Origin of the sequence: Streptomyces graminofaciens, from assembly GCF_030294945.1 — a bacterium.
Taxonomy (GTDB): domain Bacteria; phylum Actinomycetota; class Actinomycetes; order Streptomycetales; family Streptomycetaceae; genus Streptomyces; species Streptomyces graminofaciens.
In genome coordinates this window covers 6,296,629-6,309,560 of the sequence record NZ_AP018448.1, presented here as the reverse complement: position 1 = coordinate 6,309,560, position 12,932 = coordinate 6,296,629, and the positions used below count along the sequence as shown (strand labels likewise).

13 protein-coding genes are annotated in these 12,932 nt (G+C 69.0%); 5 read left to right on the top strand and 8 right to left on the bottom strand.

The features are described 5' to 3' along the window. Positions 1 to 9 precede the first annotated feature (9 nt). Both SGFS_RS27045 and SGFS_RS27040 read right to left on the bottom strand, forming a co-directional pair. On the bottom strand, positions 10 to 840 hold the full coding sequence (locus SGFS_RS27045) for a hypothetical protein (RefSeq protein WP_286254125.1): 831 nt from the start codon (positions 838 to 840) through the stop codon (positions 10 to 12). Positions 841 to 1,011: 171 nt separating this feature from the next. Beyond that, positions 1,012 to 1,818 (bottom strand): SGNH/GDSL hydrolase family protein, encoded by an 807-nt coding sequence (locus SGFS_RS27040; RefSeq protein ID WP_286254124.1) that lies wholly within the window; start codon positions 1,816 to 1,818, stop codon positions 1,012 to 1,014. 259 nt (positions 1,819 to 2,077) lie between these two features. On the opposite strand from SGFS_RS27040, the gene SGFS_RS27035 reads away from it, so the two are divergent. Next, positions 2,078 to 2,455 (top strand): beta/gamma crystallin domain-containing protein, encoded by a 378-nt coding sequence (locus SGFS_RS27035; RefSeq protein ID WP_286254123.1) that lies wholly within the window; start codon positions 2,078 to 2,080, stop codon positions 2,453 to 2,455. A gap of 19 nt (positions 2,456 to 2,474) precedes the next feature. Here the strand turns inward: SGFS_RS27035 and SGFS_RS27030 are convergent, their stop codons facing one another. Both SGFS_RS27030 and SGFS_RS27025 read right to left on the bottom strand, forming a co-directional pair. Then, on the bottom strand, positions 2,475 to 2,675 hold the full coding sequence (locus SGFS_RS27030) for a DUF397 domain-containing protein (protein WP_286254122.1): 201 nt from the start codon (positions 2,673 to 2,675) through the stop codon (positions 2,475 to 2,477). Then, positions 2,635 to 3,498, bottom strand: coding sequence for a helix-turn-helix domain-containing protein (locus tag SGFS_RS27025; RefSeq protein WP_286254121.1), 864 nt, complete (start codon positions 3,496 to 3,498; stop codon positions 2,635 to 2,637). Before SGFS_RS27025 ends, SGFS_RS27030 begins: the two co-directional genes overlap by 41 nt. A gap of 160 nt (positions 3,499 to 3,658) precedes the next feature. Here SGFS_RS27025 and SGFS_RS27020 point away from each other — a divergent pair, with 160 nt between their 5' ends. After that, on the top strand, positions 3,659 to 4,357 hold the full coding sequence (locus SGFS_RS27020) for a copper homeostasis protein CutC (protein ID WP_286254119.1): 699 nt from the start codon (positions 3,659 to 3,661) through the stop codon (positions 4,355 to 4,357). A 3-nt stretch (positions 4,358 to 4,360) separates the two neighbouring features. Here SGFS_RS27020 and SGFS_RS27015 read toward each other — a convergent pair whose 3' ends face one another. Further along, complete coding sequence (locus tag SGFS_RS27015; RefSeq protein ID WP_286260078.1) at positions 4,361 to 5,131, bottom strand: NPP1 family protein; 771 nt, start codon at positions 5,129 to 5,131, stop codon at positions 4,361 to 4,363. Between the two features lie 342 nt (positions 5,132 to 5,473). Between SGFS_RS27015 and SGFS_RS27010 the strand changes: the two genes are divergently transcribed. Then, the gene (locus tag SGFS_RS27010; RefSeq protein WP_286254117.1) at positions 5,474 to 6,769 is read left to right on the top strand and encodes a trypsin-like serine peptidase; all 1,296 of its coding nucleotides are present in this window, start codon (positions 5,474 to 5,476) and stop codon (positions 6,767 to 6,769) included. Between the two features lie 64 nt (positions 6,770 to 6,833). Here the strand turns inward: SGFS_RS27010 and SGFS_RS27005 are convergent, their stop codons facing one another. After that, positions 6,834 to 8,804: a HelD family protein gene (locus tag SGFS_RS27005; protein ID WP_286260077.1), complete on the bottom strand. Its 1,971-nt coding sequence runs from the start codon at positions 8,802 to 8,804 to the stop codon at positions 6,834 to 6,836. Between the two features lie 391 nt (positions 8,805 to 9,195). Here SGFS_RS27005 and SGFS_RS27000 point away from each other — a divergent pair, with 391 nt between their 5' ends. Next, complete coding sequence (locus tag SGFS_RS27000) at positions 9,196 to 9,393, top strand: hypothetical protein (RefSeq protein WP_286254116.1); 198 nt, start codon at positions 9,196 to 9,198, stop codon at positions 9,391 to 9,393. 42 nt (positions 9,394 to 9,435) lie between these two features. On the opposite strand, the gene SGFS_RS26995 is transcribed toward SGFS_RS27000, so the two are convergent. Beyond that, positions 9,436 to 11,079: a DNA repair helicase XPB gene (locus SGFS_RS26995; protein WP_286254114.1), complete on the bottom strand. Its 1,644-nt coding sequence runs from the start codon at positions 11,077 to 11,079 to the stop codon at positions 9,436 to 9,438. 156 nt (positions 11,080 to 11,235) lie between these two features. Here SGFS_RS26995 and istB point away from each other — a divergent pair, with 156 nt between their 5' ends. After that, positions 11,236 to 12,741, top strand: a complete 1,506-nt coding sequence (gene istB, locus SGFS_RS26990; RefSeq protein ID WP_434028077.1) for an IS21-like element helper ATPase IstB — start codon at positions 11,236 to 11,238, stop codon at positions 12,739 to 12,741. Between the two features lie 4 nt (positions 12,742 to 12,745). Here istB and SGFS_RS26985 read toward each other — a convergent pair whose 3' ends face one another. Then, complete coding sequence (locus SGFS_RS26985; protein WP_286254110.1) at positions 12,746 to 12,922, bottom strand: hypothetical protein; 177 nt, start codon at positions 12,920 to 12,922, stop codon at positions 12,746 to 12,748. Between the last annotated feature and the right edge of the window lie 10 nt (positions 12,923 to 12,932).

The following is a 12,932-nucleotide window of genomic DNA, read 5'->3' as shown; positions in this document are numbered from 1 at the left end:
TTCCTGCCGTCAGTTGTGGAGCGTTCCGGTCGCCTTCGCCAGGCGCATCGTGCAGTTCGCCTCGGTGCGCACGGTGACCTGGAAGCGGAGCGGCCCCTTGTTGCCGCCGAGGTCGAAGTCGACGGTGTCCTCGGCGGTCATCTCCTTTCTGTTCGGAGTGACACCCGGGGTGGCCGCCGTGACGGTGGCCGTCGTCTTGTGGACACAGGTGCCGGTCGAGTCGTCGTAGTCGGCCAGGGTCAGTTCGAGGCGCAGCTTCTCGCGGGGCTCCTCGGGCGCGGGCACCACCAGGGTGAGGGGCGTGGAGCGCGGGCCCTGCAACAGCTGGCTGCCCCGGATTCGGACCTCGGTAGGGATCTCGCCGGTGGCGACCACGTGCTGGAAGGCGAGCAGCCCGGCGACGGCGAAGAGAACGGACGTGACGGGGAGCGCGACGCGGGCGAGGAGCCTGCGCCGCTTCGCCATCCGTTCCCTGGCCAGCCGCTGGGCCGCGTCCATCGGTTCGCCGTCGCCGCCGTCGGCGGAGTCCTGGTCGGCGCGGCCCTCGTCGTTGCCCGACCGGGCGATCACGACGGACCAGCCCGCGGTGGCGAGAGCGGACGCGCACAGGATGCCGAACACGGCGTACTGGCTCAGCGGGCCGCCCGGCCAGAACCAGGCGGCGGCGCCGAGCCCCAGCAACTCCAGCCCCAGGAGCCACGCGCCGGGCGACACCGAGGCCGCTTGCGAGAGGTCGAACCACAGATTCGTGGTCGTGGTCGTGGTGTTGTGGGACTGGGTGTTGGTGTTGGTGATGGTGTGGGCCTGGGTGACGGTGCCGTGCTGCCGTCCGCCGCTCACGGTGTTGTGGTGAGCGCTCGTGTTCTCGGAGTTCTTGGAGTTTTCGGAGTTCCCGGACACCACGCCTCGCCCCCCGCCCGATGCGTCCCCGTCATACATTCCGGCGATGCTGTCAACATACTCATGGTAAGCGGAGGTTGACGGTGCGTGGAGTAGTGGGAGTGGTGGAGGTCAGCCCCAGGTGGCGCTGAACTTCGCCGCGTAGCCCTTCTCGTGGCCCGCCGCGTTGGGGTGGAAGGACTCGGTCTGGTCCGCCAGGTTGACGCTGTGGACCCACGGCGAGGAGCCGCAGGCGCCGTGCCCCTCGAACTGCTTGCGCATGTCGATGAAGTACGCGCTCGCGTTGGTCGCCGCCTGCTTGGTGCCCTCGGCCAGCGCGTCCGCCAGCCCGTTCATCGCCGTGCGCTTGGCGGGGCTGAACTCGATCGGGCTGCACGCGCCACTCATGGAGAGCGTCTGCGGGTAGCCGAAGACGAGTATCAGGGCTTTGGGTGAGCGCGTCTTGATGTCCTTGTAGAGGCTGGTCAGTTCACCCACCAGCTGGTTCCTGGCGTAGTACGACATCCACGACGTGGCCGTCTGGCAGTAGCTGTCGCTCTCGGTGACGCAGCCCTTGACCACCGACGAGAACTGGGCGTCGTTGCCGCCCACCGTGAGCGTGACGAGGTTGGTCGTAGAGCTCAGCGCCGACAACTGGTTGTCGCGGATGTCCGCGATGGTCGCCCCGCTGCAGGTGACGTCCTTCAACGCGTACTTGGGGTGAGCTGCCGCCCACAGGTGCGGATAGTTCTTCGTGCTCCGTTTGCAGTCGCCGCTCGCCGGGTCGTACGAGCCCGCGCCGACGCCGGACGCGTACGAGTCGCCGAGCGCGACGTATTCGGCTTCGGCCGTGGTCGCGGCCTCCGCCGGGGCGTTCGCCGCCGCCAGTCCGGCGAATGTCATCAGGCCGGCTGCGACGGCCGCCGTGATTCTGCGCATGACTTCCCTCTGCATCGATCGTGAAGCTTGGAGCCGGAATTGATCGGGCAGAGCGTACAGCGGGACATCTGGCGCGCAATTCCGGTGGGGAAGCCCGAGTGTGGCCAGGGCAATTGACTGTGCACGCAGGGGCACTTGCCCTTGAACTCAAGGGCATTCACCGATGACTTTGCCTTGTCTTGGCAACCTGATCGGCCTCAGACCAGTCTCACTGGCCGGATCCCACTTCTCTCAACTGTGCGAACCAGAGGAGCCTTTGATGAACCGTTCGATCACTCGTCGCGCCCTGCGCTTCGTCGGTGTCACCGGTGCCGCGATGGCGGCCACCCTCGCGACCGCCCTCCCCGCCCACGCCATCAACAGGGTGGACTGCGCAGGCAGGAACGACTTCTTCTACTTCGAGGTCGACGGGGTCAATCCCTGTTTCGCCAACGCCGGCACCATGGACGTCGCCATTTACGGCGTGGGCTGGACGAGCACCGGCAACAACGAAGTGAGCTTCAAGTACCGCACGGTCCTGGGTGGCCCACTGTGGGACTCGGGCCGACTTCCCAAGTGGTACGCCTTCGACCTCGGCCTCGCGTCCGGTTCCCCCAGCGGCAAGGTCCACAAGATCGAGCAGATCACCATTTACTGAAGGCATTCCCGAAGGTGAGTCACCGTTCGAGGGCCGCCGCCACGAAGCGGGACCAGGCGGCGGCCCCGAAGAGCAGTACGCCGCCGGTCGGGTTCTTGCTGTCGCGGACGGGGACGAGGCCGGGGAGGTCGTCACTCACTTCGACGCACTCGGCGCTGGTTCCGCCGCTGTGGCTGCTCTTACGCCAGGTCACGGTCCTCAGATCGGGAGCGTTGCGCATCCTCGTACTCCTTGGCCGCCTGCTCGATCAGGTCGAGGGACACGCCAGGCGACAGCGCCGTACCCCCAAGCAGATCGTAGGTCAGCGTGGACCGGGTCACCACAGCCGGTTCGTCGAACAGGCGCCCAGTTTCGGACGCTTGGTTGTAGACGAGGGGAGGGGCGTCCTCGAACGTCATCAACTTGAAGATGCCTTCCATTCCCGCATTCGCCCCCTCCGCCAGCGGCAGCACCTGGACGATGATCCGGTGGTGCCTCGCCATCGCCGCGATGTGCCGCAACTGATCCGCCATGACCGCCGGTCCACCCACCGGGCGGCGTACGACCATCTCGTCCAGCACCGCCCAGTACCGCGGCTTCGTCGGGTCCTTGAAGATGTGCGCCCGGGCCCGGCGGGCAGCCACCCGCTCCTCCACGACGTCCTCCGTCAGGACCGGGTCGTACGCCCGGACCACCGCCCGCGTGTACGCCGCCGTCTGGAGCAGGCCGGGGACCAGAATCGGCGCCCAGTCCTTGATCGTCTGGGCCAGGCCCTCGAACTCCACCACGTCGGCGAAATGGTGCTCGTACGGCGAATTCCTCGCCGCCTCCAGGTTCCGCGCGAAGAACCCGTCCGCGTCCAGAACCTCGTCCGCCACCTTTGCGAACTCCGGCCGCATCCGTCGGATGCCCGCCTCCAGCATGCTGACGAACGACGCGCTGATGAACATCGCGGTCCCCAGTTCCTCCTGGGACATCCCGGCCCGTTCGCGCCGGTGACGGAGTTCCGCGCCGTACATGGCGCGCGTGGACTGGGACGGGTCGAGGGTCTTCGGCTTGGGCATCGGGCAACTCCCTCTCGGGCAGCCGGTCTTGTTGAACTGCGCCGATTTGAGAGTAGGTGCGGAGAGTGGCCGTCCGTGCGCGAATGGTGATCGCGGGGTTTGACAAACAGGCTTGTTATAAATTGGACTAGACCTGTTCCCGTCGAGAAAGAAGGCCCCCATGCCCCCGCCCGCACTCCTGGAGGTCATCGCCCTCACCCCCGAGGACGCCATCGCCGCCCAGGCCGGCGGAGCCGATCGGCTGGAGTTGGTCACCGACATGGCGGCAGACGGGCTCACGCCGTCCGTGGGGACGTTCGTCGAGGTCAGGACCGCCGTCGATATCGCCGTACGTGTGATGCTGAGGCTCGGGGACGGGTTCGCCGCCGGGGATACGGGCCCGCTCGTCAGGGCCGCGTGCGAGCTGCGTGCCGCCGGGGCCGAAGAGTTCGTACTCGGCTTCCTCGACGACGACCTCGCGCCCGACCTCCCCGCCGTCGAACGAATCGTCGCCGAACTGGACGGCTGCCCCTGGACCTTCCACCGCGCCATCGACCGCGCCGCCGACCGCGACGCCCTCCGCAAACAGCTCGCCGATCTGCCGGGCCTCGACACCTATCTCTCGGCGGGGTCGACAACGGGGGTCGACGACGGGATGGGCACCCTGATCACCGAGGCCTCCCGGCGCGGCGCCCCCGGCTACGCCCAGGGACTCATGGCCGGTGGCGGCCTGCGGCTCGACCATCTCCCCCGCCTGCGCGCCGCCGGCGTGGACGCCTTTCACATCGGCGGCGCGGCCCGCCCGGGCGGCTGGACCGCACCCGTAGACGCCAGTGCCGTACGGGAATGGCGTACGGCACTGGACGCACCCGTCCGGTAGAGGTCAGGCGTTGGGGTCGAACGAGATCCCCGACGGCATCGCCTTCGACAGGTTGCCGTTGAAGCTGCCGTCCTTCAGGCCGAAGTTGGCGCTGCCGAAGTCGTACGCGGAGAGCTTGTCGCGGAGGGTGGTCGACGGGTAGCCGTTCCAGCCGACGAGCGTCGGGTACTGCCAGGTGCCCTTGTGGTTCTCCGGCGGCTCGTCGCCCGAGCCCGCGAGGCGGAAGCAGTGCGTGCTGGCGCCGTCCTTGTGGTAGACGACCTTCGCGTGGCTGCCGTCCCAGCGGACCGTGGACGCGGCGTGCACGGTGAAGCCGCCGTGGTTGGACGTCGAGACGTACTGGGCCGTGCCGTTCTGGACCCAGACGACGACGTGCTCCCAGTCGTGGCGGTGGCCGCCGATGCTGCTGTTGGCGAGCGCCTGGTCCTTCTCGAAGTAGAGGTCGTACATGATCGCGCACCAGCCGTTGTTGCACTTGTAGCGCGAGTAGCTGTTGGTGTTGTCGAGGTCGGACGCGTCGTGGCAGTCGCCGCTGAGCGAACCGGTCGGCTTCAGGCCGCCGTTGATCGTGCCGTCGGGGCCGATCGCGGGGGTCGGGTAACAGCCGTCCGTGTCGTAGTCGAACGCCGGTTGCCAGGTCTTCTCCAGCGTCTCGGCGTTGCCGGGCAGAGCGCCGGGCGGGGCGGCGAACGCGCTGCCGGCGGCGCCGACGACCAGAGCGAGGGCGCCTGTGACGACCAGGGCCGACCTGCGGATGCGGGAGCTTGTCTTCACTCTCTTCACTGCGTCCTCCTGTTGGACCGCGGCGCGGGGGTGACGGCCGGGAGCCGGGGAATGAAGTGGCATGCGCAGGTCAGGTTGTCTTTACTTGCCAGTAGCCCACAAGGGGCGGGAGGTGTCGGAGTGATGACGATTCAACTAATGGCGTCCATGGGGAGATGACCCCGCGTCACATCACGGATCGATATCCGCCACGTAGTTGTTGTGTGCGGACTGGTCGGCAGAGGCCTCAGGGAGATCGAACTCCCCACTCCCACGTGCATAGTTGTGCTCGCCCCAGTCAAGCGGGGGCATGACAAGAATCAGTCACAGGGGGACGGGCACTCCATGCCATCCATGCCATCCATGTCATCCAAGCCGACCAAGTCGACCAATCCGGCGAAGCCGTTCATACGCCGCCGCGGCATCGCGGCCGCCGCCGCCGTGATCGCCGCGGTCATGGTCACCACCACGGCCTGCAGCAAGACCGAGGACGAGGGAACGAAGGCATCGGCTTCGTCGAACGCCGAGTCGAACGTCGACACGGGTGACGTCGACACGGGTTCGGACGGCGGTGACTCGAAGCTCGGCGACTTCAAGCTGCCCGAGGGAGTGCCCACCGAGCTCTCCGCCGACGCGCTGGCGCAGTGGAAGAACGGCGGCTGGCAGGACTTCGGCACATGGGCGTCCAAGGCGGAGGACTTCGCCAACCCCTACATCGAGGACTTCTGGACGCCCGAGCGGATCGCCGAGGCCAAGGAGAACATGGCGCAGCTGCCGTCGGTCGCCGAGGCCGGCACCGCGGCCAAGGGCGGCGGCAAGACGACCCAGGCGTGGATGCCCGACGGCACGGTCAAGAAGCAGAACGCCGCCAAGGTCAAGGCCACGTACCACAAGTACGCCGCCCCGGTCGGCAAGCTCTTCTTCACCACCCCGCAGGGCTCCAGCGTCTGCTCCGCCGCGGTCGTGAAGGACCCGGCACACCCGGGCAAGTCGAACATGGTGTGGACCGCCGGGCACTGTGTGCACGCCGGCAAGAGCGGCGGCTGGTACCGCAACATCGCCTTCGTGCCGTCCTTCAACAACACCGCCAAGCTGAACATCACCCAGGCGTCGAACAACTACCGCGCGAGCAGCGTCTCCCCGTACGGCATCTACTGGGCCGACTGGGCCACCACCTCCGGCTCCTGGATCAAGGGCGGTGACGCCAGCCAGGGCACCGTGGCCGCCGCGTACGACTACGCCGTCCTGCACGTGAAGCCGGAGAAGGGCGCCAAGTCGCTGGAGGAGCGGGTCGGTACGGCGCTGCCGGTGTGGTTCAACGCCCCGGCCGCCAACAAGGTCAAGAACATGAAGGTCCGCGGCTACCCGGCCGAGGCCCAGTACGACGGCTCGAAGATGTACCACTGCCAGGGCGCCACCAAGCGCTTCGTGCTCGGCTACAGCTACCCGAGCAAGTACCCGGCCCAGTACATGGTCGGCTGCACCATGAACGGCGGCGCCTCCGGCGGCCCCTGGTTCACGAGCTACAAGGGCAAGACCTACCTGGTCTCCAACAACTCGCTGAGCGACCGGGCCACCTTCATCACCGGCCCGCGCCTCGGCAAGAACGCCAAGGAGGTCTACTTGGCGACCAGCAAGAAGTTCAAGTAGGCCGGGTAACACGTACGGCCTGCCGCGGCCCTCGGTGGTTTCGACCACCGGGGGCCGCTTCGTCCTACGGCTGGGCGAGTTGGGGCGGCAGCGGGGCCGCGTGGGTCACGATCAGGCCCGACACCGCGCGCGTGAGCGCCACGTACAGACGGCGCAGGCCCGTCCGCTCGTCCGGCTCGCCGTCCACGACGGCCTGGGGCTCGTCGAGCACCACGTAGTCGTACTCCAGACCCTTCGCGAGCGACGCCGGTACGAGGGTCAGGCGGGTCTCGTACGTCGTCTCCTCGCCCGGTGCGAGAAAGCCGAGGCCGGCCGCCGTGAGCGCCTCCGCGAGGGCGGGGACGCGGGCGTCGGCGGCGATGAGCCCGATCGAGCCCTCGTTGCGCAGCAACTCCTCGCAGGCGCCGATGACCTGGGAGTCCTCCGTGATGTCCCGTACGGCGAAGAAGCCCGGGTTCTCACGGATCGATGCGACCGGGGTCAGGCCGGGGGCGATGTGGGGGAGGAGCCGGGAGGCGTAGGTGATGACGTCGGTGGGGACGCGGAAACCGGCGGTCAGTTCCTCGATGTGCGCCTCCGCCTTGCCCAGATGGGTCAAGGCCTCCTGCCAACTCCTGGTCGCCCAGGGGGTCGTGCCCTGCGCGAGGTCGCCGAGGACGGTCGCGGAACCGGTGGTGCAGCGGCGGCCGACCGCGCGGTACTGCATGGGGGACAGGTCCTGCGCCTCGTCGATCACGACATGCCCGAGGGAGTGCGTGCGCTGCACCAGGTCGGTGGTCTCGTCGATCAGTACGGCGTCGGCGGCGGACCACCTGGCGGCCTTCACGCTGCGGGCCGGCTTGGTCCAGAGGATCGTCTTCCGCTCGTCCTCGGTGAGGACGCCGTCCGCGTGCACGGCCAGGAATTCGGCGTCGGCGAGGAGGCGCAGGACGAGCTTGGCGGGGTCGACCGGCGGCCAGATCTCCTTGACGGCGGCCTTCACGGCGGCGCTCCGGGCCACCGCGTCTTGGACGCGGTCGTCGGGGGCCTCGCCGGATCGTTCCATCTGCACCAGCACGGCGTGCGCGATCCGCTGCGGCAGGGCCTCGCGGGCGGCGCCGTAGCGGATGTCGCGGTCCAGCAACTCCCGCACCATCTCCTCGAGTTCGTACGCCGCCACGCGCCAGCGGCGGGAGCCGCGCACGACCACGACGCCCTCGGTGGGGAGCGTGACGTGCGAGCGGACGGCACGGCGGAGCACCTCGGCCATGCGGGCGTCGCCCTTGATGACGGCGGCGGCCGCCTCGTCCGTCCCCCGCACCTCCACATGGGCCACGAGGTCGTCGACCGTCGCCTGCTTGACCTCCAGCTCGCCGAGGGCCGGGAGGACCTGCTCGATGTAGTGCAGGAAGGACTTGTTCGGGCCGATGACGAGGGTGCCGGTGCGGGCGAGGCGCTCGCGGTGGGCGTAGAGGAGGTAGGCGACCCGGTGCAGGCCGACGGCGGTCTTACCGGTGCCGGGGCCGCCCTGGACGCAGAGGGAACCGGCGAGGTCGGAGCGGACGATCTCGTCCTGCTCGGGCTGGATCGTCGCCACGATGTCGCGCATCGGGCCGACGCGCGGGCGCTCGATCTCCTGCTGGAGCAGCTTGCTGGTGGCCGCCTCCTCGGCGGGGTCGGAGAGGTGCTCGTCCTCGTACGCCGTGAGGTCGCCGCCGGTGTAGCCGAAGCGGCGGCGCAGCCCGATGTCCAGCGGGTCCGTCTTGGAGGCGCGGTAGAAGGGCTGGGAGACGGGGGCGCGCCAGTCGATGACCATGGGGTCGCCGTCGGCGTCGTGGACGTGCCGCCGCCCGATGTAGAACCGCTCGCCCTCGGCGCCTTCGGCCTTGGCGGCGCCGGGAGCGTGCAGATAGTCGAGGCGGCCGAAGAAGAGCGGGGTGTCGCTGAGATCGGCGAGGGCCTTGATCCGCTCGCCGATCTGGTGGGCCAGCACCTCGGCGTTCACCCAGTTCGCGGTGACGTCCCGGATGTCCAGCGCCTCCACGTCCTCCCGCATGGCCCGCAGGGCGGAACGGGAGGCGGCGAGGTGCGAACGTTCGCGGGAGAGAGGGTCTACGGACGTGGACAACGGAGTGCCTCCGGGCGACGACTGAGCGTGGTCTGTGAGAACCGGCCGGTTTCCGTCCGGGCGGCGGCGCTCCACGTGAGGGAGGCGGGCAAGAGCGGAGAGTGTAGGTGAGGGGCGGGGGCGGGGGCCAATGGATTTCGCGGCCCTCCGTACTTCTGGGCGGCCCTCTGTACCCCTGGGGAGTGGCCTCGTCGTACCCCTAGGGGGTGCGTACGGCGCAGGTACTAGGGGACGGGGAGACCTGAGAGTGAGCCGAGGGCTCAGCGGATTCAATCCATAGACCGACGTAATCCAAAGGTGGCCGTTCCACTATGGATACATGAGTGCAGCGACCTTCATCCCAGCCCAGGCCTCCGGTCGCCCCGGCCCCCCGTCCGGCGCCACCGGTATCGACAACACCCACCACCGCCACCGCATGGCCGACGTCCTTCGCGCGATCAAGGTGTTCGCGGGCGCCGCGTTCGGCGTGGTCGTGCTCGGCGAGTACGCGGAGGAGGCGGGCATACACAGCCGGTGAGGCGGCGCCCGCCCGCTCCCTCCCTGATGGCCGACCTGGGGCTCAGCCCTCGGTCAGCAGCTCGTCCGCGTCCATGATCCGGTAGGCGTAGCCCTGTTCCGCCAGGAAGCGCTGGCGGTGGGCCGCGAAGTCCTGGTCGATGGTGTCGCGGGCGACGACCGAGTAGAAGTGGGCCTGGTGGCCGTCCGCCTTGGGGCGCAGGACGCGGCCGAGACGCTGGGCCTCCTCCTGGCGGGAGCCGAAGGTGCCCGAGACCTGGATGGCGACCGTGGCCTCCGGCAGGTCGATCGAGAAGTTCGCGACCTTCGACACGACCAGGACGTTGATCTCGCCCTCGCGGAACGCGTCGAAGAGCTTCTCCCGCTGCGCGTTGGACGTCTCGCCCTTGATGACCGGCGCGTTCAAGTGGGCGCCCAGCTCGTCGAGTTGATCGATGTACTGCCCGATGACCAGGATCTGCTGACCGGCGAAGCGGCGGACGATCGCCTCCGTCACCTTCCGCTTGGTCGCGGTCGTCGAGCAGAAGCGGTACTTCTCCTCCTGCTCGGCGGTGGCGTACGCGAGCCGCTCGGAGTCGGTGAGGTTCACCCGGACCTCGACGCAGTCGGCGGGCGCGATATAGCCCTGCGCCTCGATCTCCTTCCAGGGCGCGTCGAACCTCTTGGGCCCGATGAGGGAGAACACGTCCGACTCACGCCCGTCCTCGCGGACGAGGGTCGCGGTCAGGCCCAGCCGCCGCCGCGCCTGAAGATCGGCGGTGAACTTGAAGACCGGAGCAGGCAGGAGATGCACCTCGTCATAGACGATGAGGCCCCAGTCACGGGAGTCGAACAGCTCCAGGTGCGGATAGACGCCCTTCCGCCGGGTCGTCAGCACCTGGTAGGTGGCGATGGTGACCGGGCGGATCTCCTTCTTCGTACCGCTGTACTCGCCGATCTCGTCCTCGGTCAGCGAGGTCCGCTTCACCAGCTCGTGCTTCCACTGCCGGGCGGAGACGGTGTTCGTGACCAGGATCAGCGTGGTCGACTTCGCCTGGGCCATGGAACCGGCGCCGACGAGGGTCTTGCCCGCACCACAAGGGAGCACGACCACCCCGCTGCCGCCGTGCCAGAAGTTCTCCACCGCCTGCTTCTGATACGGCCGCAGCGCCCAACCGTCCTCGTGCAGCTCGATCGGGTGCGCCTCACCGTCGACGTAACCGGCGAGGTCCTCGGCCGGCCAGCCCAGCTTCAGCAGCGTCTGCTTGATCTGACCGCGCTCGGAGGGGTGCACGGCGACCGTGTCCGGGTCGATCCGGGCCCCGACGAGCGGAGCGACCCTCTTCGAGCGCAGGATCTCCTCCAGCACCGGCCGGTCGGTGGTGGTGAGGACAAGACCGTGCGTCGGGTGCTTGGACAGGGTGAGACGGCCGTAGCGGTCCATCGTCTCGGCGACGTCCACCAGCAGCGCGTGCGGCACCGGATACCGGCTGTACTGCACCAGCGCGTCCACGACCTGCTCGGCGTCATGCCCGGCGGCCCGCGCGTTCCACAGCCCGAGCGGCGTCAGCCGGTAGGTGTGGATGTGCTCGGGAGCCCGCTCCAGCTCGGCGAACGGCGCGATCGCCCGACGACAGTCGTCCGCCTGCTCGTGGTCGACCTCCAGGAGCAGGGTCTTGTCGGACTGGACGATGAGTGGACCATTCACGCGCGACACCCTTTCGCTGCGGTCAAACGTCCAGTGTGCCTGATCGAGGGCCGATGACGGGTGACGCCCGTCACCGCCACCGACGCCTGTCCTACTTAATGTCTATTCATTCCAATGAGTGGCGGGAATTCAGATTTACGGCTCCGGTTCCGAAGAATGCGAACCGTGCGCCCAACCACTCCGACGGACCCGTCCCCGCAGGGCACCACGCTCGGCTACGCCCTGTTCGCCACCCGCTGGCTCCAGGCCCCGCTGTACTTCGGGCTGGTGGCGGCGCAGGGGGTGTACGTCTACAAGTTCTTCAACGAGTTGTGGACGTTAATCCTCAAGTGCGTGACCGGGCATGCCACCGAGACGTACGTGATGCTCGCGGTGCTCAAGCTCGTCGACGTCGTCATGATCGCCAACCTGCTGATCATGGTCATCGTCGGCGGTTACGAGACCTTCGTCTCCCGTATCGGCCTCCAGGGCCACCGTGACCAGCCCGAATGGCTCTCGCACGTCAACTCCAACGTGCTGAAGGTCAAGCTCGCCACCGCCATCGTGGGGATCTCGTCCGTCCATCTGCTCCAGATGTTCGTCGACGTCCACCACACCTCACGCCACGCGCTGCTCTGGGGCACGGTCATCCACATGGCCTTCATCGCCTCGGCGGCGATCCTCGCGTACATGTCGGGGCCGATGGTCGCGTCGCGGGGGAGCAAGGATCACGGCTCATGCCCAGGCTCCGAGCACGGGCACGGGCATGGGCACGGGGGCGGGCATGGGGATAACACGAGGGCCGAGGGGGCCGAGGGGGCCAGGGGGGCGAAGGGCGCCGGTCAGCCGGCCGGTCCCGTCAGCCCTTCCCACTCCTCCGACCCTTCCCACTCCTCCGACCCCTCCGACCCCTCTGGCTCCTCCGCGCCCTCCGGCTCCTCCGACCCGTCCGGCCCCACCTCCACCGTCTACGCGCCCCGCACCACCGTCCCCGCCCTGCCCCCGGGTGCGTTGCCCATCCCGGCCCAGGCGGGGCCGTACGAGACGCGGGTCGTGTCGCGTGGGGCGCGGGCGGTGGCGTACGGGCGGGGTGGTCCGGGCCCTGGGGAGGGGGAGCCGGGGGCCGAGTACCGGCTGCGTACCGCCGGTTTTCCCGCGCGGAAGTCGCTGGAGGGGTTCGACCACGGGCATCTGCGGTCCTTCGACCGGCAGGCACTCGCCCGGCTCGGGACGCTGGACTTCGTCGGGGCCGGGCGGAACGTGGTGTTCGTCGGGGCCCCCGGGACCGGCAAGACGCATCTCGCGATCGGGCTCGGCGTCCGGGCCTGTCAGGCCGGGCACCGGGTGCTGTTCGGGACCGCCGCCGAGTGGGCCGTACGGCTGGCCGGGGCCCGGGACGAGGGACGGCTGGCCGAGGAGTTGTCCGCGCTCGACTCCTGCCCCCTGCTGATCGTCGACGAGGTCGGCTACCTCCCCTTCGACACGGACACCGCCCGGCTCCTCTTCCGTCTGGTCGCGCACCGCTACGAGCGGGCCTCGCTGATCGTGACCAGCGACCGCCCGCTCGCCCGCTGGGACGAGATCCTCGGCGGGGCCGCCCCGGCGCTGGTCGACCGACTCGCCCACCACGCCGAGGTGGTCCGGCTGGAGGGGGACAGCTACCGGCTGCGGCGCACCACGTGAACCGTTACTTGAGCAGGCTGACGTTCTGCACCAGCGGCCCCTCCACGGTCAGGCCCTCGCCGACCAGCGTGCCGAGCTCGGGTACGGGCAGGGGGGCCGCCGCTGAGGCGGGGGAGGCGGGGGAGACGAGTACGGCGACGGCGGCGACGGCGGCCAGAAGGGTGATGGTGACGGTACGCATGGCGGACGTA

Excerpts from the sequence above, each read along its gene's own strand:
- SGFS_RS27040 (WP_286254124.1), bottom strand. The coding sequence starts at position 1,818 with ATGCGCAGAATCACGGCGGCCGTCGCAGCCGGCCTGATGACATTCGCC.
- SGFS_RS27035 (WP_286254123.1), top strand. The coding sequence starts at position 2,078 with ATGAACCGTTCGATCACTCGTCGCGCCCTGCGCTTCGTCGGTGTCACC.
- SGFS_RS27030 (WP_286254122.1), bottom strand. The coding sequence starts at position 2,675 with ATGCGCAACGCTCCCGATCTGAGGACCGTGACCTGGCGTAAGAGCAGC.
- SGFS_RS27025 (WP_286254121.1), bottom strand. The coding sequence starts at position 3,498 with ATGCCCAAGCCGAAGACCCTCGACCCGTCCCAGTCCACGCGCGCCATG.
- SGFS_RS27020 (WP_286254119.1), top strand. The coding sequence starts at position 3,659 with ATGCCCCCGCCCGCACTCCTGGAGGTCATCGCCCTCACCCCCGAGGAC.
- SGFS_RS27010 (WP_286254117.1), top strand. The coding sequence starts at position 5,474 with ATGCCATCCATGTCATCCAAGCCGACCAAGTCGACCAATCCGGCGAAG.
- SGFS_RS27005 (WP_286260077.1), bottom strand. The coding sequence starts at position 8,804 with ATGCGGGAGGACGTGGAGGCGCTGGACATCCGGGACGTCACCGCGAAC.
- SGFS_RS27000 (WP_286254116.1), top strand. The coding sequence starts at position 9,196 with ATGAGTGCAGCGACCTTCATCCCAGCCCAGGCCTCCGGTCGCCCCGGC.
- istB (WP_434028077.1), top strand. The coding sequence starts at position 11,236 with ATGCGAACCGTGCGCCCAACCACTCCGACGGACCCGTCCCCGCAGGGC.
- SGFS_RS26985 (WP_286254110.1), bottom strand. The coding sequence starts at position 12,922 with ATGCGTACCGTCACCATCACCCTTCTGGCCGCCGTCGCCGCCGTCGCC.